Origin of the sequence: Actinoplanes sp. CA-131856 (assembly GCF_050956135.1) — a bacterium.
Taxonomy (GTDB): Bacteria; Actinomycetota; Actinomycetes; order Mycobacteriales; family Micromonosporaceae; genus Actinoplanes.
In genome coordinates, this window is the sequence record NZ_CP191849.1 from 9,801,844 (window position 1) to 9,823,304 (window position 21,461).

Below are 21,461 nucleotides of genomic sequence, written 5' to 3' on the forward strand. Positions count from 1 at the left end.
TGGCACGGACGGTCAGGGGGAACCGTGTACGTCTCGGCACGCACCGACTACGCCGTCCGGGCGATGCTCGCCGTCGCCGCTGAGCATCCGCGGCTGGTCAAGGCCGCCTCGCTGGCCGCGGCCCAGGACATTCCGCTCAGCTTCCTGCAAGGCATCCTGCTCGACCTGCGCCGCTCCGGGCTGCTGCACAGCCACCGCGGCGTCGACGGCGGATACGCGCTGGCCCGGCCGGCGACCGAGATCACAGTGGGCGACGTCGTCCGCGCGGTCGGCGGGGCGCTGACCACCGTGCGCGGACTGCCCACCGGCACCACGACCTACCGCGGCGCGGCCATCGGGCTGCGCGACGTCTGGGTCGCCGTCGAGGAGGCCATCGAGGGCGTCGTCGACCACCGGACCCTGGCCCAACTCAACAACATCTAGGAGTAGAGAGCCATGAGCTCCCGCACCATACGTGCGCTTGCCCTCGCCGCCACCGCCGTGCTGTCCGCCTCGCTGCTGGCCGCCTGCGGCGACGACGACAGCGCCTCCGGCGGCAGCACCGCGGAGGCGAGCGCCATCCGCCTCGGCTACTTCCCGAACATCACCCACGCCCCGGCGCTGATCGGCGTCAACAAGGGCTACTTCCAGAGCGCGCTCGGCAGCACCAAGCTCGAGACCAAGACGTTCAACGCCGGACCGGCCGCCATCGAGGCGCTCTTCTCGGGGGCGATCGACGCCACGTACATCGGCCCCAACCCGGCCATCAACGGCTGGGCCCAGTCCAAGGGCAGCGGCCTGAAGATCATCGCGGGCAGCACCTCCGGCGGCGCCGGCCTGGTGGTCAAGGAGGGCATCAACAGCCCGGCCGACCTCAAGGGCAAGAAGATCGCCACCCCGCAGCTCGGCAACACCCAGGACGTCGCGCTGCGCGCCTGGCTCAAGGAGAACGGCCTCAACGCCGACACCCAGGGCGGCGGCGACGTCTCCGTGCTGCCGCAGGACAACGCGACAGCGCTCCAGGCGTTCGCGCAGGGCTCGATCGACGGCGCCTGGGTGCCCGAGCCCAACCTGAGCCGCCTGGTCCTCGAGTCCAAGGGCAAGGTGCTGGTCAACGAGAAGGACCTGTGGCCGAACGGGCTGTTCGTCACCACCCACCTGATCGTCACCCAGGACTTCCTCAAGAAGTACCCGGCCACCGTGAAGAAGCTGCTCCAGGGTCACCTCCAGGCCCTCGACGAGATCGAGAAGGACAACGCGGGCGCCCAGAAGGCGGCCAACGAGCAGATCAAGGCGCTCAGTGGCAAGCCGCTCAAGGACGAGGTGCTGGCCTCCTCGTTCAAGAACCTGACCTTCACCGCCGACCCGGTCGCCTCGTCGCTCTACACCAGCGCGAAGCACGCCGAGGAGGTCGGTCTGCTCAAGCCCGTCGACCTCAAGGGCATCTACGACCTCGGGCCGCTCAACGAGCTGCTCAAGGCCGCCGGTAAGCCCGAGGTCAGCGACTCCGCGGCCTGATCATGAGCGTCCTTCAGCTGGAGAACGTCTCCAAGGAGTACGGCGACCTCCTGGCCCTCGACAAGGTCTCGCTGACCGTCGAGAAGGGTGAGTTCGTCTGCCTGCTCGGCGCGTCCGGCTGCGGCAAGAGCACTCTGCTCTCGCTCGTGGCCGGGCTCGACCGGGTCAGCGGCGGGACCCTGGACATCGGCGACCGCAAGGTCTCGCTGATGTTCCAGGAGGCGGCCCTGTTCCCGTGGCTCTCGGTGCGGGCCAACGTCGAGCTGCCGCTGCGACTGCAGGGCGCGGGCCGGGCCGAGCGCCGGCAGCGGGCCGACGAGCTGCTGGACGTCGTCCGGCTGCGGGGCTTCGGCGACAAGCGGCCGCACGAGCTGTCGGGTGGCATGCGCCAGCGCGTCGCGCTGGCCCGCGCCCTGGCTCAGAACGCCGACGTCCTGCTGATGGACGAGCCGTTCGGCGCGCTCGACGCGATGACCCGCGACATCCTGCACGACGAGCTGGAGCGGATCTGGCGGGAGCGGGAGCTGACCGTCTTGTTCGTCACGCACAACGTGCGCGAGGCGGTACGGCTCGGCGACCGGGTCATCCTGCTGAGCAGCCGCCCGGGCCGGGTGATCGAGGACTACGCGATCACCCACGAGCGCCCCCGGCGCATCGACTCCCCCGAGGTCTCCGGCCAGGCCGCCGAGATCACCGATCGGCTGCGCGCGGAGGTGGCCCGTCATGGCAACTGAAACCCTGGACCGGGCCGTCAGCGGCCTGGACGCGCTGGAGCTTGGCCCGAAGCGCCAGAAGGGCAACGCCGGCAAGCGGATCTGGAAGAGCACCTGGCCCAAGCTGCTGGCCATCGCCATCGTGCTGCTGGTCTGGCAGATCGTGGTCTGGGCCGAGTGGAAGCCGATCTACGTGCTCCCCTCGCCCGAGACGGTCTTCACCGACCTCGGCACGGTGATCACGACGGCCGACTTCTGGGACGGCGTCCGGGTGACGATGACCCGGGCCTTCACCGGCTTCCTGCTGGCCGTGGTCATCGGCACGGTGATCGGGGCGCTGGTCTCCCAGTTCGCCCCGCTGCGGGCGGCGATCGGCTCGCTGATCACCGGCCTGCAGACGATGCCGTCGATCATGTGGTTCCCGCTGGCCATCCTGCTCTTCCAGCTCAGCGAGAGCGCCATCTTGTTCGTGGTCGTGCTGGGCGCGGCCCCCTCGGTGGCCAACGGCCTGATCAGCGGCATCGACTACGTGCCGCGGACGTGGCTGCGGGTGGGCCAGGTGCTGGGGATGCGCGGCATCGCGAAATACCGGCACCTGATCCTGCCGGCGTCGCTGCCGTCGTTCATCTCGGGCCTCAAGCAGGGCTGGGCGTTCTCGTGGCGCAGCCTGATGGCGGGCGAGCTGCTGGTCATCGTGCCGGGAGCTCTGTCCATCGGCGTACGCATGCAGCAGGCCCGCGACCTCAGCGACTCGAGCCTGGTCATCTGCTACATCATCGTCGTCCTGATCATCGGAATCCTGATCGACGTCCTCTTCAACGTCGTGGACAACGCGTTGAGAAAGCGATGGGGCCTCAAAGAGGCCTGACGGACTTGAGGACGTCGTCCACCACGTAGTCGAACTGTTTGTGGGTGCCGGGGATCGAGACGTACAGGACCGCGGCCGTTGTCTTTCCGACGTCGATGACCGCCACCGCCGAGAGCTCGTCGGTGGCGGTCAGGCCGGGCGACGTGAAGTGCAGGCGGAACTCGCTCACCCAGGCCGGACGGCCGCCCAGCGTGGTCAGCTCGTCGCGGATCGCGTCCATCGTGTTCGGTTGCGGGTAGTACTCGGCCCGCACGTCCGCCGCCACCTGACGGCCCACGCACTCCAGGTTGAGCGTCACCGCGTCGTTGTCCGCCGCCGGCACCGCGGCCGACAGGATCGAGGCGTGGTAGCTCCCGCCGCTGTACTGCTCGGTGACGAAATGCTGGCCCACCTTGTACGGCACCTCGAGCGTCCCGGCCCGCCAGACGGTGTCCCACGGAACCCAGGGATCGCCGTACGCCTTGTACGAGATGCCGGCCTCGGTGTCGGTCGTGCGCCGGCCCGACTCCGGCGGCGGGGCGCTCGGCGCCTGGGTCGCCCCGGCGCTGGGCGACTCGCTGGGCGCCGGGCAGGCCTGGGCCAGGGGCGGCCGGACATCGGTCGGCGCCGAGGCCTGATCGCGGAACGGATTGGTGTCCGAGGACAGCACCACCACGAGCAGGATGGTCAGACCTATGGCGAGAATGGCGCCGGCGATCGCCGCGAAGATCCTGATCTGCCGCTTCTGCCGGCCTTTGTCATCACGTGAGGGCTGAGGGTCCGACGGTGGAGGCGGCTGCGAGGGCACACCCGTGACGAGACCGGAGCCGAAACCACCGCCCGGTCGTTGCCACGTCTGGTCGGACATGAATCCCAGTGAACACCACGATCGTGAACGGGCCCTAGACGCCCCCGAGGAGGCCCATCATCTGATGCCACACGGCGGGGGCGACACCGGCCGGGTCGGACAAAGCGGGATACCACGGAGTGAAGGCCACGGCGAGGACCAGCGCGACTCCCACCGAGGCGAAGGCGCACACGAACGCCAACTCCCGGCGGGCCGAAGGACCCCGCATGCCGTCACCTCCCAGTGAAAAAGACCAGACAATGGTTAGACGCTCGATAGGGGCGTTCCGTTGCATCCGGCCCAGGAGAAATTCAGCGAGTTCCGCTACCGTCTTGCCATGGAACTCGTGTATCCCCCGGTCGTCGCGGCAGCAAAGGCCTGGTTCCGCGCGCTCGACCTGAAGATTCAGGTGGACGGAGCCGAGCACATCCCGCAGACGGGCGGGGCGGTGCTCGCCAGCAACCACGTGAGCTATCTCGACTTCATCTTCTGCGGGCTCGGCGCCCAGCCGGCCAAACGGCTGGTCCGTTTCATGGCCAAGAAGTCCGTCTTCGACCACAAGATCAGCGGGCCGCTGATGCGCGGCATGCGGCACATCCCGGTCGACCGCGACGCCGGTGCCGCGTCGTTCCGCGAGGCGACCCAGGCCCTGAAGGACGGTGAGATCGTCGGCGTCTTCCCCGAGGCGACGATCAGCGAGTCGTTCACCGTCAAGGAGCTCAAGTCGGGCGCGGTCCGGCTGGCCCGCACGGCCAAGGTGCCGCTGATCCCGATGGTCGTCTGGGGCCCGCAGCGGCTGTGGACCAAGGGGCACAAGAAGGAGCTGGGCAAGCGCCACGTGCCGATCATCATCAAGATCGGCCAGGCGATCGAGATGCCCAAGGGCGTCTCGCCCGACGCGCTGACCGCGACGCTCAAAGAGCGGCTCAGCGGGCTCCTTGACGCGGCCCAGCGGGCGTACCCGGACAAGCCCTCGGGTCCGGAGGACCGCTGGTGGCTCCCGGCCCACCTGGGTGGCACCGCGCCCCTGCCCGAGGCCGCGGCGGTCTAGCCGGAGAAACGAAACGGCGCCGCACCCCGGACTGGGAGATGCGGCGCCGTTCTTGTCGTTCTACCTGCTACCTGATCTGGACAGAGATCAGAGCGGGCGGATGTTCGCGGCCTGCGGGCCCTTCTGGCCCTGCGTGACCTCGAACTCAACCCGCTGGTTCTCGTCCAGCGAACGGTAGCCGGAAGTCTGGATAGCGGAGAAGTGGGCGAAGACGTCGGCGCCGCCGTCGTCCGGGGTGATGAACCCGAAGCCCTTGTCCGCGTTGAACCACTTCACAACGCCGGTAACCATGCTCGTCTCCTCGACGGTCGATCGTTCCCGGCCATTATGGACGGGAACGAGGTAGTAAGACCCGCACTTCGCGAGTCTCGTGTCGCCGTACTGATCGCCCGTACCGGAGAAACCCGGGTTACGACAAAGAGCGCCTGGGGCAGACTTCCCCACAGGCGCTCCTGAGTACTTGGGAACCAAACTGACAACGCGGAGAGCCTAACACGAAGAAGGGGGACTGCCGGTGATCGGAGTACAACTCGCGGGACAGCTCAAGGAGGCCGGGCTGACCTGGAAACCGGCCCTGGGCGACCGGTTCGCCATCCCCGACCGGAACCTGGACGACGAGGTCTTCGTGCTGAGCAACATGACCATCGAGGTGCACTCGATGCCGGAGGGGCCGGTGATCGGCTTCAACGGGACCACCGAGTGGGCCCTGGACGACGTCGAGATGGACGAGACCGTGTGGCTGCCGCGTGAGGACCAGCTGCGCGAGCTCCTCGGCGGAACGTTCCAGCAGCTCAGCCGGGATGCCGACGGCTACGAGGCGCTGATCGACCTGCTCGGCGAGCGGCGGCCCTTCCGGGGCGGGACGGCCGAGGAGGCGTACGCCGCGGCCCTGCTCCATCTTTTGGCGGCGGCCGGCCTCAATCACCCGTTGGAGTAGGGATCCGCTCGACCAGGGCGGCCAGCTCCTCGGCGCTCAGCAGGTCGACCGGCCGCACGGTGACCTGCTCGCGGACGTAATGGAAGGCGGCACGGACCCGGTTGACCGGCACCCCGGCCAGCGAGGCCCAGGCGATCCGGTACGCCGCGAGCTGAATCGCCGCCGCCTCGGCGTCCGCGCCTTCGGGCCGGCGGCCGGTCTTCCAGTCGATGACGTCGTAACGGTTGGCCGACTCGGCGAAGACGGCGTCCATCCGGCCGCGCACGACGACACCGGCGATCGTGGTGGCGAACGGGACCTCCACCTCGACCGGGGTGCGGTCGGCCCACTCGCTGGCCAGGAACGCCTCCTGCAGCGCGGCCAGTTCCTCGTCGGCCGCCGCGTCGTCGTCGGCCGCGCCCGGCAGCTCGTCGATGTCGATCAGCCGCTCGGCGCCGAACCGCTGCTCCAGCCACGAATGGAAGGCCGTGCCCCGCCGGGCGTGCGGCATCGGCCGCGGCGGCAGCGGGCGGCGCAGCGACCGGGCCAGCGCCTGCGGATCGCGGCGCAGCACGACCAGCTGCGAGACGGAGAGATGGGCCGGCAGGGACACCTCGATCGGGCCGTCCCGGCGGGCGCGCTCGTCGCGTTCGGCCAGCAGCAGATCGGCCTCGGTACGCCAGCGCTCGATGTCGTCCTGACCGTCGGCCGGCATGCCGGCCAGGTCGGCCGCCAGCCCGGCCCGGGCCAGGATCTCCGGCTCCCGCTCGGCCAGCTCGACGAACGCCTCGGCGGCCGACGGATCGGGCTGGGCGATCATCCGGCGGATCAGGTCGGCCGCGGCCGCCATGGCCGGACGGCGCCGGCCCAGCGGATCGGACGGCCACTCCACCCGCTTGTCCTGCTGGTCGGCCGGGTTCGTGGCGCCCGCGGCCGGCTCCGGCGTCCAGACGTCGACCACTCCGGCGCCCTCGTCGCAGGTCGCGCGGATCTCGTCGAGGAAGACCGACGGGCCGCGCGGGCGCTTCACGCCGTCGCCCCACCAATAGCCGGAGCAGAGCAGCAGCCGCCGGGGCCGGGTCACCGCGACGTACGCCAGACGGCGCTCCTCCCGCTCGTCATGCTCCCGCCAGGCCCGGCCGAACGCGGTGACCGCGCCGACCGCGTCCTTCTGCTCCAGCGCCCCGGACAGGTCGAGCCGGGGCAGGCCGTCGCGGTCGCCGCGCAGCGGGAACGGCAGCACGCCCACACCCATCAGGTAGTGGTCGGTGTTGCGGCTCTGACCCGGCCACACGCCACGGCTCAGGCCGGCCACCGAGACCACGTCCCATTCCAGGCCCTTGGCGGCGTGCGCGGTGAGGATCTGCACCGCCCCCTCGACCACGTCGACCTGGCCCGGCTCCAGGCCCCGCTCCTCCTCCTCGGCCGCGGCCAGGAAGGCCAGGAACCCGGCCAGCGTGCCCCCGTCGGTCTCGGCCGCGTAGCGGGCGGCGGTGTCGCCGAGCGCGTCCAGATGTCCACGGGCCAGACCGGCGTCGCCCGCCGCCCATCCGCGCACGGCGACCTCGACGTCCAGGCCGGCGGTCCGCTCGATGTCCGCGACCAGATCGGGCAACGGCTGGTCCAGGCGCTGCCTCAAGGCACTCAATTCCCGGCTGTACGCCTGGAGGCGCGCATAGCCCTCGGCCGAGTACAGCTGCGGCGCGCCCAGATCGGCCATCGCCTCGACCAGCGTGGCGTCGTCGAGGCGGTCGCCGACCACGTCGTCCGGTTCGGCCCCGGCCACCACGGCGGCCCGGGCCGCGGCCAGGTGACGGGCCCGCCGGTGCAGGGCCACCAGGTCGCGCGGGCCGATCCGCCAGCGGGCGCCGGTGAGCAGGCGGAGCAGCGAGGCACCATCCGTGGGATCGGCCAGTACCCGCATCGTGCACACGACGTCGCGGACCTCCGGGGTGTCCAGAAGCCCGCCCAGACCGACCACCTCGACCGGCAGCCCCCGATCGCGCAGCGCCTCCTCGATCGCCGCGATCTGGCTCCGCACCCGCACCAGGACGGCGCTGGTGGGGCGCTTCTCGATCGGGATCTCGTCGGGCGGCGAGCCGGGCATGCCGGCCGCGATCTGCCAGGCCCGCAGCATCGAGTCGGCGATCCAGTCGGCCTCGTCGGCGAAGGTCGGCAGCAAGGCGCAGGAAACGGTGCGGCCGCCGACGTCGGCCACGCGGGCCGCCGACCGGAGCTCCTCGACCCGCGCCCCGAACGCCCGCAGCGGCTCGGAGAGCACGTTGGCGACCTGGAGGATCTCCGGCCGGTTGCGCCAGCTGCGGGTCAGAGCCCGGATGCGGGCCCGGGTGCCGTCGCGGCGCGGGAACTCGGACGGGAACCGCTCGAGCGTGCCGGCCGAGGCGCCCCGCCAGCCGTAGATGGACTGGCAGGGGTCGCCGACCGCGGTGACCGGGTGACCACCGCCGAACAGGTTGTTCAACATGGTCACCTGCGCGTGGCTGGTGTCCTGGTACTCGTCGAGCAGGACGATCTTGAAGCGTCCCCGCTCGATCTCGCCCACCTCGGGATGGTCGCGGGCCACCATCGCGGCCCGGGCCATCTGATCGCCGAAGTCCATCGCCTCGAGGTCGAGTTTGCGTTGCTCGTAGAGGCGTACGAGGGGAAGCAGGGTGAGGCGCAGCCGCTGCCGGCCCAGCATGTCGGCGACGTCCTTGTAGACACGGCCGGGCAGTTCCTGCACCTCGGCGAAGAACCGGCCGGTCCAGGCGGCCAGTTCGTCCGGGGCGACCAGATGCTCGGCCAGCTCGCCCGAGAGGGCCAGCACGTCGTCGGTCACCGTGCCCGGCGCCCGGTTCACGCCGGTCATCTCGCCCGTGTACGACCGCACCAGCGAGTCGACGATCTGCCAGCGGGCGGCCTCGGTGAGCAGCCGGGCCGACGGCTCGAAACCGGCGCGCAGGCCGTGCTCGGTGACGACCCGGGCCGCGTACGAGTGATAGGTCGAGATGGTGGCCTCGCCGGCCAGGGCGTCGTCCCGGCCGAGGCGGCGGACGAGCTGGCCGAGCCGGGTGCGGACCCGGTGGGCGAGCTCGCCGGCGGCCTTGCGGGTGAAGGTGAGGCCGAGGATCTCGTCCGGATGGGCGTAGCCGTTGGCCACCAGCCAGACGACCCGGGACGCCATCGTCTCGGTCTTGCCGGAGCCGGCCCCGGCCACCACGAGCAGCGGCTCGACGGGCGCCGAGATGATCTCGGCCTGCTCCGGGGTGGGCCGGTGCAGCCGCAGAAGCCGCGCCAGCTCGTCCGGCGTGTAGCGGGGCCCGGCATCGGCCCGGCGGCGCGGCGCCGACGGCTCGTCGGCGAAAAGACTCGGCTGGGTCACTGCTCTACCACTTGGCGGCCTTTGCCGGAGATGGGGCAACTGGTGCGGACCGGGCAGACCCGGCACCGGCTGTTGGCGACGGCGGAGAAGGTGGCGGCGGCCATCGTCTCGGCCGTACGCCGGACCATGGCCTGAGCCCACTCGGGATCGTCGGCGTCGGCCAGCGGGAGCTGCATCTGCTCGCGGGCTTCCTTGCCCGGCCCAAGCTGCACGAGGGCGGCGCCGCCGCTCTCGTCGCCGTAGTCACCGAAGGCGCCGGCCTGCACGGCGGTCTGATAGCCGGCGAGCTGGGCGTGCTCCTCGAGATCGGCTGAGGACACGGCGGTCGTCTTACCGGTCTTGAGATCGATGACGACGAGCCGGCCGTCCTCGTCGATCTCGAGCCGGTCGACCCGCCCGGTCAGCTCGATCGGCCGCCGCTCGTCCTCGAGCCGCACGGTGAACTCGTGCTCGATGGCGAGAAGCCGCCGGGGATTGGAGGCCAGCCAGCGCAACAGCTTGTCGACCATGCCCTGCGCCCGCTCCTGCTCGGGCCCGGCCAGCCAGCGGGCGGCGAGCTCGATGGCGTCGAAGCGGGCGCTGACATATTCGACAAGCTTCTCCCGATCGGCGTTGGCGTTCTCGGCGAGCATGGCGGCGGCGTGCACAAGATTGCCGACCCCTTGCGCGGGCCCGGCCGGGGCGGCGCCGCCATGGCGCTCCAGAAGCCAGCGGAGGCTGCACCGCAGGGCGCTCTCCATCGAGGAGGGAGTGACCTTGACCGGTTCCCCGTCATCGACGAGGGGCCGGTCGTCGGAGAGGGGCCGCAGCCCCCACCACTCGTCCGGATGGGCTCCCGGCACCCCGGCTCGGGCAAGCTTGGCCAGCTCGGCCGCGGCGGCCCACCGCCGGCTGGGCGTCTGGTTGCTGCCGACCACGACCGTACGAAGCTCGGCCACCAGGGCGGCCAGGGTGAGAGCCCGGGGCGTACGGCCCATGGTCAGCTCACCGGGCTCGTCCGCCTGTTTGCCATCCGCCTGCCTGTCGCCCGCCTGCCTGTCGCCCGGCTGCCTGTCGCCCGGCTGGTCGGGCGCGCTCGCGTCATCGTCGCCCGGAGTCTCGTAGCCCGGCTCGACATCAGCTCGCGGCCCGAAGAGAATCGCCTCCTCGATCCGAGCCTCGGACGCGTTCCCCACGGTCTTGGGCGCCGCCCCAGCGACCTCGGGTGTCTCCCTCGCAGCCGCGAGCCCTTCTCCGGCGACCTCGGCCTTCGTGGGCGCGGCTTCACCCGGCGCGGCGGTGCCCCACGGGTCTGCGTCCTTGTCCACGTCGGCCGGGCCCGCGTCCTTATCCACATCCGCGCCGGGCGGGTCCGCGTCCTTGTCCGCATCCACGTCGGCCGGGTCCGCGTCCTTGTCCACGTCGGCGGGGTCCGCGTCCTTATCCACATCGGCGGGGTCCGTGTCCTTATCCGCGTCGGTGGGGTCGGGCTCGGGTGGGCCGGGGTCGGACGGGTCGGGGCCGGGGTCGGTGGGGCCTGGGTCGTCGGGGTCGGCGGGCGGGGCTTCGGGGCCCGGCTCGGGCTCGGCCAGCTCGCTGAGGAAGCGGCTGGGCTGCTCCTCCCCCTCGGAGCCGCCCACGCCGGCCGAGGCCACTGCGGTGGCGATCAGCTTGCGGCGGGCCCGGGTGGCGGCCACATAGAACAGCCGGCGTTCCTCGTCGAGCATGGCCGACGTCTGGCCGACGACAGCGGCCTCACCCGAGGCGGCCCGGCCGGCGATGAAGTCGACCAGCCGCTCGGAGCCGAGCAGGCTGCCGCGCAGGCGCAGGTCGGGCCAGATGCCCTCCTGAACACCGGCCAGCACCACGACGTCCCACTCCAGGCCCTTGGCAGCGTGGGCGGTCAGAAGCCGTACGGCCTCACCCCGGTCGGCACTCGGCGCGATCGAGTCGGCCGGCAGATCCTGGGCCAGCACGTGATCGAGGAACACCTCGGTGCGCGCGCCGGGCAGCCGGTCGACGAACCGGGCCGCCGCGTCGAAGAGCACCACCATCGAGTCGAGATCGCGGTCGGCCGCCTCGGCCCGCCACTGCCGGGCCCGGCCCGCGTCGGCGTTCTCCGGGGCCGGTCCGTTGCGGGTGCTCATGGCGTACCACCGGTCGGCCAGACCGCTGGCCTTCCACACCGTCCACAGCACCTGCTCGGCCGTGGCCCCCGGCGCCGCGGCCGCCTCCCGCGCCGTCGCCAGCAACCGAGCCACCTGCTGCGCCGGATGGGCCCAGCGCCGCTCCACCATGTCGAGCCCGGCCGGATCGCGCACCGCGTCGACCAGCAGCTCCCCCGACGGCCGCCGATCACCGGCGGCGAGCGCCAGCGCCCGGAGCCCTTGCCGAAGCCGCCGCTCCGCCAACGGATCGGCCCCACCGAGCGGCGAGTGCAGCAGGGCGACCGCCGCCTCTTCGTTCAGCGCTTCGGGAGAGAGCGCACACCGCAGAAGGAGAAGGAAGGGAGCCACCGCCGGCTGAAGATGAAGTGGCAGATCCTCGGCATGCGTCACGGTAGGCACGCCCGCCGCCGCCAGCGCCCGCTGCAACGAAGGCAGCTGCAGAGAGGTCGACCTCAACACGACGGCCATCCGCGACCAGGGCACCCCTTGCAGCAGATGAGCTTCCCGAAGCGCATGCGCGACATAGGCCGCTTCCGCCGTAGCCGCCCGAAAAATCCGGACAACCGCCCCGGCCCGAAGCCCACCGCCACCCGCACCCGCACCCGCACCCGCACCCGCACCCGCACCCGAACCCGCACCCGCACCCGCACCCGCACCCGCACCCGCACCCGAGTCTGCGCCCAGCCCCGCGCCCGCCCTTGCCTCAGCACCCACCCCTGCCTCAGCACCAGCCGCTGCCTCAGCGCCGGCGGGTGTCACCCCAGCCGCTGCCTCGACCCCAGCCAACGCCGACTCGCTGGCGGAAGTCGCGATATTTCCGGGCGGCTGGTGCGAATCGGAAGTTGATCGCTCGTTCGAGGCGGCGGGAGGGGAGGAGGGTTCGCCTTCCGCGGAGATCGCGGACTCGGGCGAAGTGGGAGCCGAAGTTGATCGCTCGCTCAAGGCGGCGGGAAGGGAGGAGGGTTCACCCGCCGCGGAGATCGCGGACTCGGGCGAAGTGGGAGCCGAAGTTGATCGCTCGCTCAAGGCGGCGGGAAGGGAGGAGGGTTCACCCGCCGCGGAGATCGCGGACTCGGGCGAAGTGGGAGCCGAAGTTGATCGCTCGCTCAAGGCGGCGGGAAGCGAGGAGGGTTCGCCCACCGCCGAGATCGCGGACTCGGGCGAAGTGGGAGCGGAGGGCTCACGCGAAGAGGCGCGGGACTCAGGGGAAAGCTCCGCTGGCGAAACTGCGGAATCCGGCGGGGGGACGGGTGAGGCCGAGGGGTCGGACTCCGGCGAAGGAGTCGGTGGGGTGGGAGGCTCCGGTGGGTGCATGGGGCGGTGACTGATCGGGCCCCGCATGCGGCGGGCCACCCGGGCGGTCGCGCCCAGCAACGGGGCCGGAGCCCGGAAGTTCGTGTGGAGGGTCAAGGTTTCCGCCACTGCGCCCGAGGCCGTGCGGAAGTGGGACGGGAAGCTGGAGACGACGCCGGGGTCGGCGCCCCGGAAGCCGTAGATGGACGCGTCGGGGTCGGCGAACGCAACCAGGGGCTTGCCGCCGCCGGCGACCAGGGACAGCAGCTCTATCTGGGCCGGGTCGGTGTCGGCCAGCTCGTCGACGTAGACGTACGAGAGGCGGCGACGCTCCGCCTCCAGCAGGTCCGGCGTGTCCAGCAGCAAGCCGCTGGCCGCCCGGACCAGTTCGGCCGGGTCGTACGCGGCCGAGCCTCTCGTCGTCACGTCGCGCAGGGCCAGGACCGCCACGTATTCGCGCAGGAAGCGGGCCGCCGCCGGCCAGTCGGCTCGGCCCAGGCGCTCGCCCAGGCGGGCCAGGTCGGCCGGGCCTATGCCGCGCTCGGCGGCTCGCTGCATCAGGTCTCGGAGCTGCTGGGCGAAGGCCTTCGTCGGGAGCGCGGGCCGCAGCGACTCGGGCCAGCCGATCGCGTCGGGGGCCTCGGGGTCGCCCGCCACCTCGAGGAGCTCGCGGATGATCAGGTCTTGCTCGGGGCCGGTGAGCAGGCGCGGCGAGGGCTCGCCGCGCTCGGCGGCGGCCCGGCGGAGCAGGCCGAAGGCGTACGCGTGGAAGGTGCGCACCAGGGGCTCGTGAACTATCCGGCCCTCGTCGCCGGCTATCCGGGCCTCGATGCGGTCGCGCAGGGCGGCCGAGCCCCGGCGGCCGAACGTGAGGACCAGGATCGTCTCGGGGTCGGCGCCCTCGGCGACCCGGGCCGCCACCGACTCGACCAGCGTGGTCGTCTTGCCCGTGCCGGGGCCGCCGACCACCAGGAGAGGACCGTCGGTGTGCGAGGTGACGTACGTCTGGAAGGGGTCTTGAAGGATCTCGGGCGGCGCCGTGGGGGGACGCCGGACGAGGCGGTACGCCGGACGGCGCACCGCGGCGGAGGAGGCCGGCGTGCTCACGGCATCAAGGAAACCACGAGGGTATGACGTTATTCCCCGGGCGGTCGGCCGACCGACGCGCGCATGCGGACCGGCATCGGCAGGCGGGTGACGGCGGGGTCGCGTACGGGACCCAGAAGGGTTTGAACTGCCTCCCAACCCAGTTGATAGTGCGGCAGCGCGATGCTCGTCAGCTGCGGGCGCAGCCACGCGGCCAGCTCGGAGTCGTCGAACGACACCACCGACACGTCGCGCGGCACCGAGCGGCCGGCGTCACGCAGGGCCTGATAGGCGCCGAGGGCGATGCGGTCGTTCAGGCAGATGAGCCCGCTCGGGGCGAAACCGTCCTCGAGAGCTTGGGAGACGGCCTCGTACGCCGAGTCGGGCCACCAGTCGCATTCGACGACGCCGGCCAGTTTGACGCCCTCGTCGGCCAGCGCCGCCCGGATGCCCGCGAGCCGTTCCCGGCCGGCGAAGACCTTCGTCGCGGGTGTGCCGACCAGATGGATGCGCTGCCGGTGGCCGGCCCGCAGCAGGGTCCGGGCGGCGTCGGCCCCGGCGGTCAGCTCGTCGGGGATGATCTGGTGCTGGGCCGGCCGGGCGCCCCGGGTCAGGCAGTTGAGCAGCACGACCGGACGGTCCTTGAGCAGCTTGGGCACGCGCACGAAGCGGGTGAACATGCTCGCGTAGATGAACGCGTCGACCTGCCGGTCGAGGAAGTCGGAGATCAGCTTCTCCTCGACCACCGGGTCGCCGTCGGTCTCGCCGATGAAGAGCAGGTTGCCCTGGGCGACGGCGGCGGCCAGGCTGCCCTGGATGGCCCGTCCCGCGTACGGGTCGGAGGCCAGCGTGTCCGAGACCAGCGCGATCGTCCTGGTCACCTTCGTTCGCAGGCTGCGTGCCATCAAGTTGGGCCGGTAGTCCAGCTCCTGGGCCGCCCGGAGGACCCGTTGCCGGGCGTCTTCGGAGATCCTCATGTCCACGTGGCGTCCAGCCAGGACGAAGGAGGCCGTGCTGCGGGACACGCCGGCCCGCTGTGCGACCTGCATGAGGGTCGCCCGTTGCGGGGGCATGACGGCAGTCAACCACGACCCGCCAAACGGAAACCACTGATCGACATCTATTGACGCCGGGGCCGCGCAGGAGCACGGTCGGGCTAAACGCATTCAGCCCCCGGCGAGCGCGACGCCGCCGGTGGCCGGCGCGAGCGCGCCGGCGCGTCCGGTGAGAACGCGCTCGGCGCGCCCCGTCCACCGGCGGGCTCGCCGGGGCCCTGGTCCCGCCGGGTGGGTGTGGTGACACCCGCCCGGCGGGACGCCTTACGCCAGGTGCTCCTCGATGGCGTCCAGGGCGGCACCGATCGATTTCGCGATGATCACCCGTTCGAGGGCGGCCGAGCGGACGAACGCCGTGTCGGCCAGTTGGCCGAGCCAGGCGACCAGCCCGTCGTAGAAGCCGTCGGGGTCGAGAAGGACGATCGGCTTGTCGTGCAGGTCGAGCGTCGAGGTCGTCCACACCTCGAAGAGCTCGTCGAGCGTGCCGAGACCGCCGGGCAGAGTGATGAACGCGTCCGACCGCTCGATCATGATGTTCTTGCGGGCGCCCATGTCGCTGGTGACGATCAGCTCGTCGGAGGCCAGGTCGGCCACTTCGAGGTCGACCAGCGACTGCGGGATCACGCCGAGGGTGTGTGCCCCGCCGGCCCGGGCCCCGTCGGCCAGCGCGCCCATCATGCCGACGCAGCCGCCGCCGGAGACCAGCGAGTGGCCGCGTGCCCCCAATTCGAGCCCGGTACGGGTGGCCAGGTCGAGCCACTTCTGTTCGAGGGTGCTGGAGGAAGCGCAGAAGACGCCGATGGCCGCCACGTCAGCGTTTCCCGTTCGCCGCGTCGGCGTCCACGATTATCTGGACCGCCTCGTCGACGTCGTCGGTGAGACGCAGCAGCTCCAGGTCGACCTCGCTGATCTTGCCGTCGGCCAGCATCGTCCCCTTGAGCCAGTCGAACAGCCCGGACCAGTACTGCGTGCCCATCAGGATCACCGGGAAGCGGGTGACCTTCTTGGTCTGCACCAGGGTGATCGCCTCGAACAGCTCGTCGAGGGTGCCGAAGCCGCCGGGCAGCACGACGAACGCCTGGGCGTACTTCACGAACATGGTCTTGCGGACGAAGAAGTAGCGGAAGTCGATGCCGATGTCGACCCAGTCGTTGATGCCCTGCTCGAACGGCAGCTCGATGCCGAGCCCGATCGACATGCCGCCGGCCTCGGTGGCGCCGCGGTTGGCCGCCTCCATCACGCCCGGGCCGCCGCCGGTGATCACCGCGTATCCGGCCTCGGCCAGGGCCGCGCCCAGGTCGGCCGCGAGCTCGCACTCGGGGCTCTCGGGGGTGCTGCGGGCGGAGCCGAAGACGCTCACCGCGGGCGGCAGATCGGCCAGCGTGTCGAAGCCCTCGACGAACTCGGACAGGATGCGCAGCGCCCGCCACGCGTCCTTGGTCTTCCACTCGCGCCGGTGATGGGAATCGAGGAGTTTCTCGTCGGCGGTGCTCGGTGGAATCGACTCGCGGCGCAGGGTGACCGCGCCGCGATGACGCTCCGCCCCGCCCTGGCGTCGCCCGTTGGTGCTGTCCGTCATGCCTAAAAGGTAGTGCGGACGGTCAGTAACCCGGTGAACAACCGGGTGGGTTTCGGTAAGAGGATTGCGGGCCGCCGACCTTTTTGCCAGATTGAAGCAACGGACGGTAGCTCTCATGCGTCTGTACAGTTACCGAAATCTCTCGCGGCACGCACGGCCACCCGGGCTTAAGGAGCCACCGTGACGACCCGATACGAACGCCTGAAGATGCAGCGCCGCATGCAGCGGCGCATCCGACTGGTGGTCGAGGAGCGGCGGATGGCGTTCGGCGCCGGAGCCGCTTCCGATCCCGAGGAGACGATCGAGATCCCGCCGATGGCGTTGCCGGCGGCTCCCGCCATCGGCCGGGTGCGGATCAAGAACGCCTAGAAGTCGGCGGAGGCCAGCCAGCGGTGCAGCGTCGCCGCGCCGTCGCGGATCTTGCCGATCTCGACGTGCTCGTCCGGCGCGTGGGCCAGCAGCGGGTCACCCGGTCCGTAGTTGAGGGCCGGGATGCCCAGCGCCGCGAACCGCGCCACGTCGGTCCAGCCCAGCTTGGCCGCCGGCTCGGCGCCGACGGCGGCCAGGAACTCGCGCGCCGGCTCCGCGGTCAGGCCGGGCAGCGCGCCCGGGGCCGAGTCGGTCAGCTCCACGTCGAAGCCCTCGAAGACCTCGTGCACGTGTTCCAGCGCCTGCTTCTCCGTGCGGTCGGGGGCGAAGCGCATGTTGACCTCGACGACGCACTCGTCCGGCACGACGTTCCCCGCGACACCGCCGGAGATGCGGACGGCGCTGAGCCCCTCACGGAACGTACAACCGTCGATGGTGACCGTGCGGGCCCGGTAATCCGAGAGTCGCCGCAGCACCTCGCCGGCCGCGTGGATCGCGTTGACCCCACGCCAGGCCCGCGCCGTGTGGGCCCGGCGGCCCGTGGTGCGTACGCGCACCCGAAGCGTGCCCTGACAACCCGCCTCGACCACGCCGTAGGTCGGCTCCAGCAGCACCGCGAAGTCGGCGTGCAGCCAGTCCGGCCGCTCCTCGGCGACCAGGCGCAGGCCGTTGAACTGGGAGTCGATCTCCTCGGCCTCGTAGAAGAGGTAGGTGATGTCGTAACCCGGGTCGGGCAGGGTGGCCGCCAGGTGCAGCGCGAGGGCGACGCCCGACTTCATGTCGGAGGTGCCGCAGCCGTAGATGAGGTCGTCGACGACGGTCGACGGGAAGTTGTCGTTCAGCGGCACCGTGTCGAGGTGGCCGGCGAGGACCACCCGCTGGTCACGACCCAGATCGGTGCGGGCCATCACCGTGTTGCCGAGCCGGTCGACGCTGAGGTGGGGCATCTGGCGGAGGACTTCTTCGACGTAGCCGGCGATCTGCCGCTCGTTGCGGGAGACGGACTCGACGTCGACCAGGGCGCGGGTGAGCTGCACGGGGTCGACCAACACGTCCGGGGTCAGGGGGTTGGCCATAGGCCGCACGATACCGGCCGGAAGTGAATCACCCATCGACTTACGATCCTCGTCACGCCCAGTAGAGTTTCGGCCGTGGAAACTGCGATCTCGACCTCCCCCGCCTGGGGCATCGGCCTCGCCACCGTCACCGCGGATGGCCAGGTCCTGGACACCTGGTTCCCCTTCCTCGGACTCGGCGAGCTCCCGGCCGAGCCGCCGGTGCTGCCGGCCGGGCTGACCGGGCCCCGGGCGCTGCCCGGCCTGTCGACGGTCGAGGTGCGCACGACGATCGGCTCGCTGGCCGACCCGATCAAGGACGCGTCCGACGCGTACCTGCGGCTGCACCTGCTCTCGCACCGCCTGGTGGTGCCGAACGGGCTCAATCTCGACGGCATCTTCGGCGCGCTGGCCAACGTGGCCTGGACCTCGGCCGGCCCGTGCCCGGCCGACCGGGTCGACGAGCTGCGCTTCCTGGAGCGAGCGGCCGGCCGCCACCTGGCCGTCTACGGCGTGGACAAGTTCCCGCGGATGACCGACTACGTGACCCCGTCGGGCGTGCGGATCGCCGACGCCGACCGGGTGCGCCTCGGCGCCCACCTGGCCCCGGGCACCACGGTCATGCACGAGGGCTTCATCAACTTCAACGCGGGCACGCTGGGCACCTCGATGGTCGAGGGCCGCATCGTGCAGGGCGTCGTGGTCGGCGACGGCTCCGACATCGGCGGCGGGTCGTCCATCATGGGCACGCTCTCCGGTGGCGGCAAGGACAAGGTGCGCATCGGCGAGCGCAGCCTCATCGGGGCCAACGCGGGCATCGGCATCTCGCTCGGCGACGACTGCGTGGTCGAGGCCGGCGTGTACATCACGGCCGGCTCCAAGCTGACCCTGCCGGACGGCCGGGTGGTCAAGGCGCGTGAGCTCTCCGGCCTCGACAACCTGCTCTTCTGGCGCAACTCGGTGACCGGGGCGCTCGAGGCGCGGCCGCGCAAGGGCACGGGCATCGAGCTGAACGCCGCTCTGCACGCCAACGACTAGATCAGCGCGCTGACGGCCGCTGTCTTGACGGCGGCCGTCAGTTCTTCCAGCACCTCTGATCCGATTCGCCAGTACTGCCAGTAGAGCGGCACGTCGAGGAACTTGTCCGGAAATAATTGGACATAGTGCCCGGCTTCGATGCCTGGTGTGGCGATCGATGACGGCACCATCCCCCAGCCGAGGCCGAGCTTGATCGCCTCGACGAAGGCCGATGCCGCTGGGACGTAATGGATAGACAAATCCGACATGGGCATTCCGGTGGCCGCCATGAACCGGTGCTGCAACTGATCCTTACGGTTGTAGACGATCAACGCCTCCGCGCCTGGCCGCCCCACCGGCAAATACCGCATAGCGCCCAGCGACTCGATCCGGCACCCCTGCACGGCGACATGATCGGCGGTGACCGCGGCCATCGCCGTCCCCGACCGCAGCAGATCGGCCGTGTAGTCCTGATCATCGGTGTGCAGCTCGTACTGCGGCCCCGGCACCTCGGCCAGGGCCGGCAGGAACCAGGTCAACAGCGAGTCCGCGTTCACCACGATCGACACCCGGGTGCCGTCGCGGGCCTGACTCAGCGCCTCCCGCTCGAGCAGCGCCACCTGCCCGGCGAACCGCACGAGCGCCTCACCGGCCGGCGTCGCCACACAAGGCTTGGCCCGCCGGACCAGGACCTGGCCCACCGACCGCTCCAGCGCCTTGATCCGCTGACTCACCGCCGACGGCGTCACATGCAGCTGCCGGGCCGCCGCCTCGAAGCTGCCCGAGTCGACGACCGCCTGGAACGTGGCCAACTGAGCGAAGTCCATGATTAGAGAATCTAATGCAACGTCAAAATCTTTAGCTTGAGTACGGTCCTGAGCACTCCTACCGTCGAGAATGTGCTCACCTCCGCCCTGGCCGGTTTCGCCGCGTCCGCCGTCCTGATCATCGCCATCGGCGCCCAGAACGCCTTCGTCCTGCGCCAGGGCCTGCGCCGTGAGCACGTGCTCGCCGTCGTCCTGGTCTGCGCGCTCTCCGATCTGCTGCTGATCCTGGCCGGCATCGGCGGGCTCGGCGCCGTGGTCACCGCGCGCCCCGACGCGGTGACGGTCATCCGCTGGGTCGGCGCGGCCTTCCTGGTGACGTACGCCGTGCTGGCCGCCCGCCGCGCGCTGCGCCCGGCCGCGCTGACCCCGGCCGAGCGCGCCCCCGCCGCCCTCGGCGCGACCCTGCTCACCTGCCTGGCCCTGACCTATCTCAACCCGCACGTCTACCTCGACACCGTGCTGCTGCTCGGCTCGGTTGCCCAGCAACATCCGCACCGCTGGCTGTTCGGCGCCGGGGCGGCCGCCGCCAGCGTCGTCTGGTTCACCGCCCTCGGCGCCGGCGCCCACCGCCTGGCCCCGCTGCTGGCCCGTCCCGCCGCCTGGCGGATCCTGGACGGCTTCATCGCCTTGGTGATGCTCGCGGTCGCGGTGACACTGGTGGCGGGTTGACCCTCGACCAGGTCGAGGCACCAGGTTCTCAGAGGTGCGAGGAGACATGCGGAGCATCGGCGAGGTGGCCCGGGCCAGTGGGCTCAGCGTCAGCGCGCTCCGGTTCTACGACGGGGCGGGCGTGCTCGTCCCGGCCGGCGTCGATCCGGCGACGGGCTATCGCCGCTATGCCGACGAGCAGGTGCGGGCGGCACGGCTGATCGCCGGCCTGCGCCGGGTCGGCATGCCGGTGGCGGAGATCGCCCAGGCCGTCCGCGAGCTTCAAGATCCTTCTTCGGTACGCCGCCGGCTCGATCACCATCGGCGGCGGCTCGAGGACGGTCTGGCCGACGCGAAGCGTGAGCTCCTGCGCATCCACGCCCTGCTCGACCTGGAGGAGCATCTGATGACCCGCCTCACCCTGCCCGGCGCCGCCCTGGCCGCCACGATCGACGCCGTCCGTTTCGCCGCGTCGGCCGACCCGACGCTGCCGATGCTGGGCACCGTGCTGTTCGACGTGACCGGCGACGAGCTCACCCTGGTCGCGACCGACCGCTTCCGCATGGCCGTGGCCGGCGTCGCCGCCACCGTCGAGGGCCCGCCGGCCCGGGCCGTCCTGCCGCTGGACTTCCTCGACGGCCTGCGGCCTCGCCTGACCCACGGCCCGGTCGTGCTCGACCTGGCCCCGGCCGACGTCCGGGTCGAGCTGCCCGGCGGAGACGCCATCGACGGCAAGCCGCTCGACCTCGACTTCCCCGATCATCGGCGTCTGCTCGGCGGCCTGGCCGACCCGGCCCGCCGGGTCACGGTCGACACGGCCGCCCTGCGCTCGGCGGTGGCGGCCAGCCCCACGGTGACCCGTGAGCACGAGGGCCGGGCTTATGAGGTCACGGTCCTGGGCCTCGACGCGGCCGGTGGCGTGCGGCCGGTCCCGGAAAGCGAGTGGGTCGACGACGCGAAGACCCACGTAGCGGTGAATCGTGACTTTCTGCTCCAGGCTCTCGACGCCGGAAACGCCGGCCAGCTGGTCCTGGAACTGGACGGCCCGATCAAGCCGTTGGCCGTCCGCGTCCCGGGCGACGACTCCCGGTTCTCGATTCTGATGCCGGTCCGGTACACCGCGGAGGTCTGA

20 protein-coding genes are annotated in these 21,461 nt (G+C 71.3%); 10 read left to right on the forward strand and 10 right to left on the reverse strand.

The window, feature by feature from the left end; genetic code table 11:
• Positions 1-24 precede the first annotated feature (24 nt).
• From ACQP2X_RS45045 to ACQP2X_RS45060, 4 genes are read left to right on the forward strand one after another with little or no spacing between them, the layout of a single operon-like run.
• Entirely contained in the window at positions 25-423 is a 399-nt protein-coding gene (locus ACQP2X_RS45045; RefSeq protein ID WP_498692310.1) for an RrF2 family transcriptional regulator, read from the forward strand.
• A gap of 12 nt (positions 424-435) precedes the next feature.
• Entirely contained in the window at positions 436-1,497 is a 1,062-nt protein-coding gene (locus ACQP2X_RS45050; RefSeq protein WP_498692311.1) for an ABC transporter substrate-binding protein, read from the forward strand.
• 2 nt (positions 1,498-1,499) lie between these two features.
• Positions 1,500-2,231: an ABC transporter ATP-binding protein gene (locus tag ACQP2X_RS45055; RefSeq protein ID WP_498692312.1), complete on the forward strand. Its 732-nt coding sequence runs from the start codon at positions 1,500-1,502 to the stop codon at positions 2,229-2,231.
• Positions 2,221-3,078 carry an ABC transporter permease gene (locus tag ACQP2X_RS45060; protein ID WP_498692313.1) on the forward strand — a complete coding sequence of 286 codons (858 nt, stop codon included), beginning with the start codon at positions 2,221-2,223 and terminating at the stop codon, positions 3,076-3,078. The genes ACQP2X_RS45055 and ACQP2X_RS45060 overlap by 11 nt, the downstream gene beginning before the upstream one ends.
• On the opposite strand, the gene ACQP2X_RS45065 is transcribed toward ACQP2X_RS45060, so the two are convergent.
• Positions 3,065-3,925, reverse strand: a complete 861-nt coding sequence (locus ACQP2X_RS45065; RefSeq protein ID WP_498692314.1) for a hypothetical protein — start codon at positions 3,923-3,925, stop codon at positions 3,065-3,067. The two genes, ACQP2X_RS45060 and ACQP2X_RS45065, sit on opposite strands and share 14 nt — an antisense overlap.
• Positions 3,926-3,959: 34 nt before the next feature.
• Entirely contained in the window at positions 3,960-4,133 is a 174-nt protein-coding gene (locus tag ACQP2X_RS45070) for a hypothetical protein (protein WP_498692315.1), read from the reverse strand.
• A gap of 108 nt (positions 4,134-4,241) precedes the next feature.
• On the opposite strand from ACQP2X_RS45070, the gene ACQP2X_RS45075 reads away from it, so the two are divergent.
• A complete protein-coding gene (locus ACQP2X_RS45075) occupies positions 4,242-4,955 on the forward strand; it encodes a lysophospholipid acyltransferase family protein (RefSeq protein ID WP_498692316.1) in 714 nt (237 codons plus the stop codon).
• An 87-nt stretch (positions 4,956-5,042) separates the two neighbouring features.
• Here ACQP2X_RS45075 and cspE read toward each other — a convergent pair whose 3' ends face one another.
• Entirely contained in the window at positions 5,043-5,246 is a 204-nt protein-coding gene (gene cspE / locus ACQP2X_RS45080) for a transcription antiterminator/RNA stability regulator CspE (RefSeq protein WP_015625344.1), read from the reverse strand.
• A 223-nt stretch (positions 5,247-5,469) separates the two neighbouring features.
• On the opposite strand from cspE, the gene ACQP2X_RS45085 reads away from it, so the two are divergent.
• A complete protein-coding gene (locus ACQP2X_RS45085) occupies positions 5,470-5,892 on the forward strand; it encodes a pilus assembly protein CpaE (protein ID WP_498692317.1) in 423 nt (140 codons plus the stop codon).
• On the opposite strand, the gene ACQP2X_RS45090 is transcribed toward ACQP2X_RS45085, so the two are convergent.
• The 5 genes from ACQP2X_RS45090 to ACQP2X_RS45110 all read right to left on the reverse strand — a co-directional run bounded on the left by ACQP2X_RS45090 (position 5,873) and on the right by ACQP2X_RS45110 (position 16,413).
• A complete protein-coding gene (locus ACQP2X_RS45090) occupies positions 5,873-9,253 on the reverse strand; it encodes an ATP-dependent helicase (RefSeq protein WP_498692318.1) in 3,381 nt (1,126 codons plus the stop codon). The genes ACQP2X_RS45085 and ACQP2X_RS45090 overlap by 20 nt on opposite strands.
• On the reverse strand, positions 9,250-13,800 hold the full coding sequence (locus tag ACQP2X_RS45095) for a PD-(D/E)XK nuclease family protein (RefSeq protein WP_498692319.1): 4,551 nt from the start codon (positions 13,798-13,800) through the stop codon (positions 9,250-9,252). Before ACQP2X_RS45095 ends, ACQP2X_RS45090 begins: the two co-directional genes overlap by 4 nt.
• A gap of 29 nt (positions 13,801-13,829) precedes the next feature.
• Positions 13,830-14,852: a LacI family DNA-binding transcriptional regulator gene (locus ACQP2X_RS45100; protein ID WP_498692320.1), complete on the reverse strand. Its 1,023-nt coding sequence runs from the start codon at positions 14,850-14,852 to the stop codon at positions 13,830-13,832.
• 246 nt (positions 14,853-15,098) lie between these two features.
• Positions 15,099-15,644 (reverse strand): LOG family protein, encoded by a 546-nt coding sequence (locus ACQP2X_RS45105; protein ID WP_498692321.1) that lies wholly within the window; start codon positions 15,642-15,644, stop codon positions 15,099-15,101.
• Between the two features lies 1 nt (position 15,645).
• Positions 15,646-16,413 carry an LOG family protein gene (locus tag ACQP2X_RS45110; protein ID WP_498655387.1) on the reverse strand — a complete coding sequence of 256 codons (768 nt, stop codon included), beginning with the start codon at positions 16,411-16,413 and terminating at the stop codon, positions 15,646-15,648.
• Between the two features lie 180 nt (positions 16,414-16,593).
• Between ACQP2X_RS45110 and ACQP2X_RS45115 the strand changes: the two genes are divergently transcribed.
• Complete coding sequence (locus ACQP2X_RS45115; protein WP_498692322.1) at positions 16,594-16,782, forward strand: hypothetical protein; 189 nt, start codon at positions 16,594-16,596, stop codon at positions 16,780-16,782.
• On the opposite strand, the gene dapE is transcribed toward ACQP2X_RS45115, so the two are convergent.
• Positions 16,779-17,858, reverse strand: coding sequence for a succinyl-diaminopimelate desuccinylase (dapE, locus tag ACQP2X_RS45120; RefSeq protein ID WP_498692323.1), 1,080 nt, complete (start codon positions 17,856-17,858; stop codon positions 16,779-16,781). The genes ACQP2X_RS45115 and dapE overlap by 4 nt on opposite strands.
• 75 nt (positions 17,859-17,933) lie before the next feature.
• Here dapE and dapD point away from each other — a divergent pair, with 75 nt between their 5' ends.
• A complete protein-coding gene (gene dapD / locus ACQP2X_RS45125; RefSeq protein ID WP_498692324.1) occupies positions 17,934-18,875 on the forward strand; it encodes a 2,3,4,5-tetrahydropyridine-2,6-dicarboxylate N-succinyltransferase in 942 nt (313 codons plus the stop codon).
• Here dapD and ACQP2X_RS45130 read toward each other — a convergent pair.
• A complete protein-coding gene (locus tag ACQP2X_RS45130) occupies positions 18,872-19,684 on the reverse strand; it encodes a LysR family transcriptional regulator ArgP (protein ID WP_498701259.1) in 813 nt (270 codons plus the stop codon). The two genes, dapD and ACQP2X_RS45130, sit on opposite strands and share 4 nt — an antisense overlap.
• Before the next feature lie 69 nt (positions 19,685-19,753).
• On the opposite strand from ACQP2X_RS45130, the gene ACQP2X_RS45135 reads away from it, so the two are divergent.
• Positions 19,754-20,350 (forward strand): LysE/ArgO family amino acid transporter, encoded by a 597-nt coding sequence (locus tag ACQP2X_RS45135; RefSeq protein ID WP_498692325.1) that lies wholly within the window; start codon positions 19,754-19,756, stop codon positions 20,348-20,350.
• 46 nt (positions 20,351-20,396) lie between these two features.
• Positions 20,397-21,461 (forward strand): DNA polymerase III subunit beta family protein, encoded by a 1,065-nt coding sequence (locus ACQP2X_RS45140; RefSeq protein WP_498692326.1) that lies wholly within the window; start codon positions 20,397-20,399, stop codon positions 21,459-21,461.

Bases quoted from the DNA above. Each gene is read 5' to 3' on its own strand.
- ACQP2X_RS45060 (WP_498692313.1), top strand. From the start codon at position 2,221: ATGGCAACTGAAACCCTGGACCGGGCCGTCAGCGGCCTGGACGCGCTG.
- ACQP2X_RS45110 (WP_498655387.1), bottom strand. From the start codon at position 16,413: ATGACGGACAGCACCAACGGGCGACGCCAGGGCGGGGCGGAGCGTCAT.
- cspE (WP_015625344.1), bottom strand. From the start codon at position 5,246: ATGGTTACCGGCGTTGTGAAGTGGTTCAACGCGGACAAGGGCTTCGGG.
- ACQP2X_RS45065 (WP_498692314.1), bottom strand. From the start codon at position 3,925: ATGTCCGACCAGACGTGGCAACGACCGGGCGGTGGTTTCGGCTCCGGT.
- ACQP2X_RS45055 (WP_498692312.1), top strand. From the start codon at position 1,500: ATGAGCGTCCTTCAGCTGGAGAACGTCTCCAAGGAGTACGGCGACCTC.
- ACQP2X_RS45140 (WP_498692326.1), top strand. From the start codon at position 20,397: ATGCGGAGCATCGGCGAGGTGGCCCGGGCCAGTGGGCTCAGCGTCAGC.
- ACQP2X_RS45075 (WP_498692316.1), top strand. From the start codon at position 4,242: ATGGAACTCGTGTATCCCCCGGTCGTCGCGGCAGCAAAGGCCTGGTTC.
- ACQP2X_RS45100 (WP_498692320.1), bottom strand. From the start codon at position 14,852: ATGCCCCCGCAACGGGCGACCCTCATGCAGGTCGCACAGCGGGCCGGC.
- dapE (WP_498692323.1), bottom strand. From the start codon at position 17,858: ATGGCCAACCCCCTGACCCCGGACGTGTTGGTCGACCCCGTGCAGCTC.
- ACQP2X_RS45070 (WP_498692315.1), bottom strand. From the start codon at position 4,133: ATGCGGGGTCCTTCGGCCCGCCGGGAGTTGGCGTTCGTGTGCGCCTTC.
- ACQP2X_RS45050 (WP_498692311.1), top strand. From the start codon at position 436: ATGAGCTCCCGCACCATACGTGCGCTTGCCCTCGCCGCCACCGCCGTG.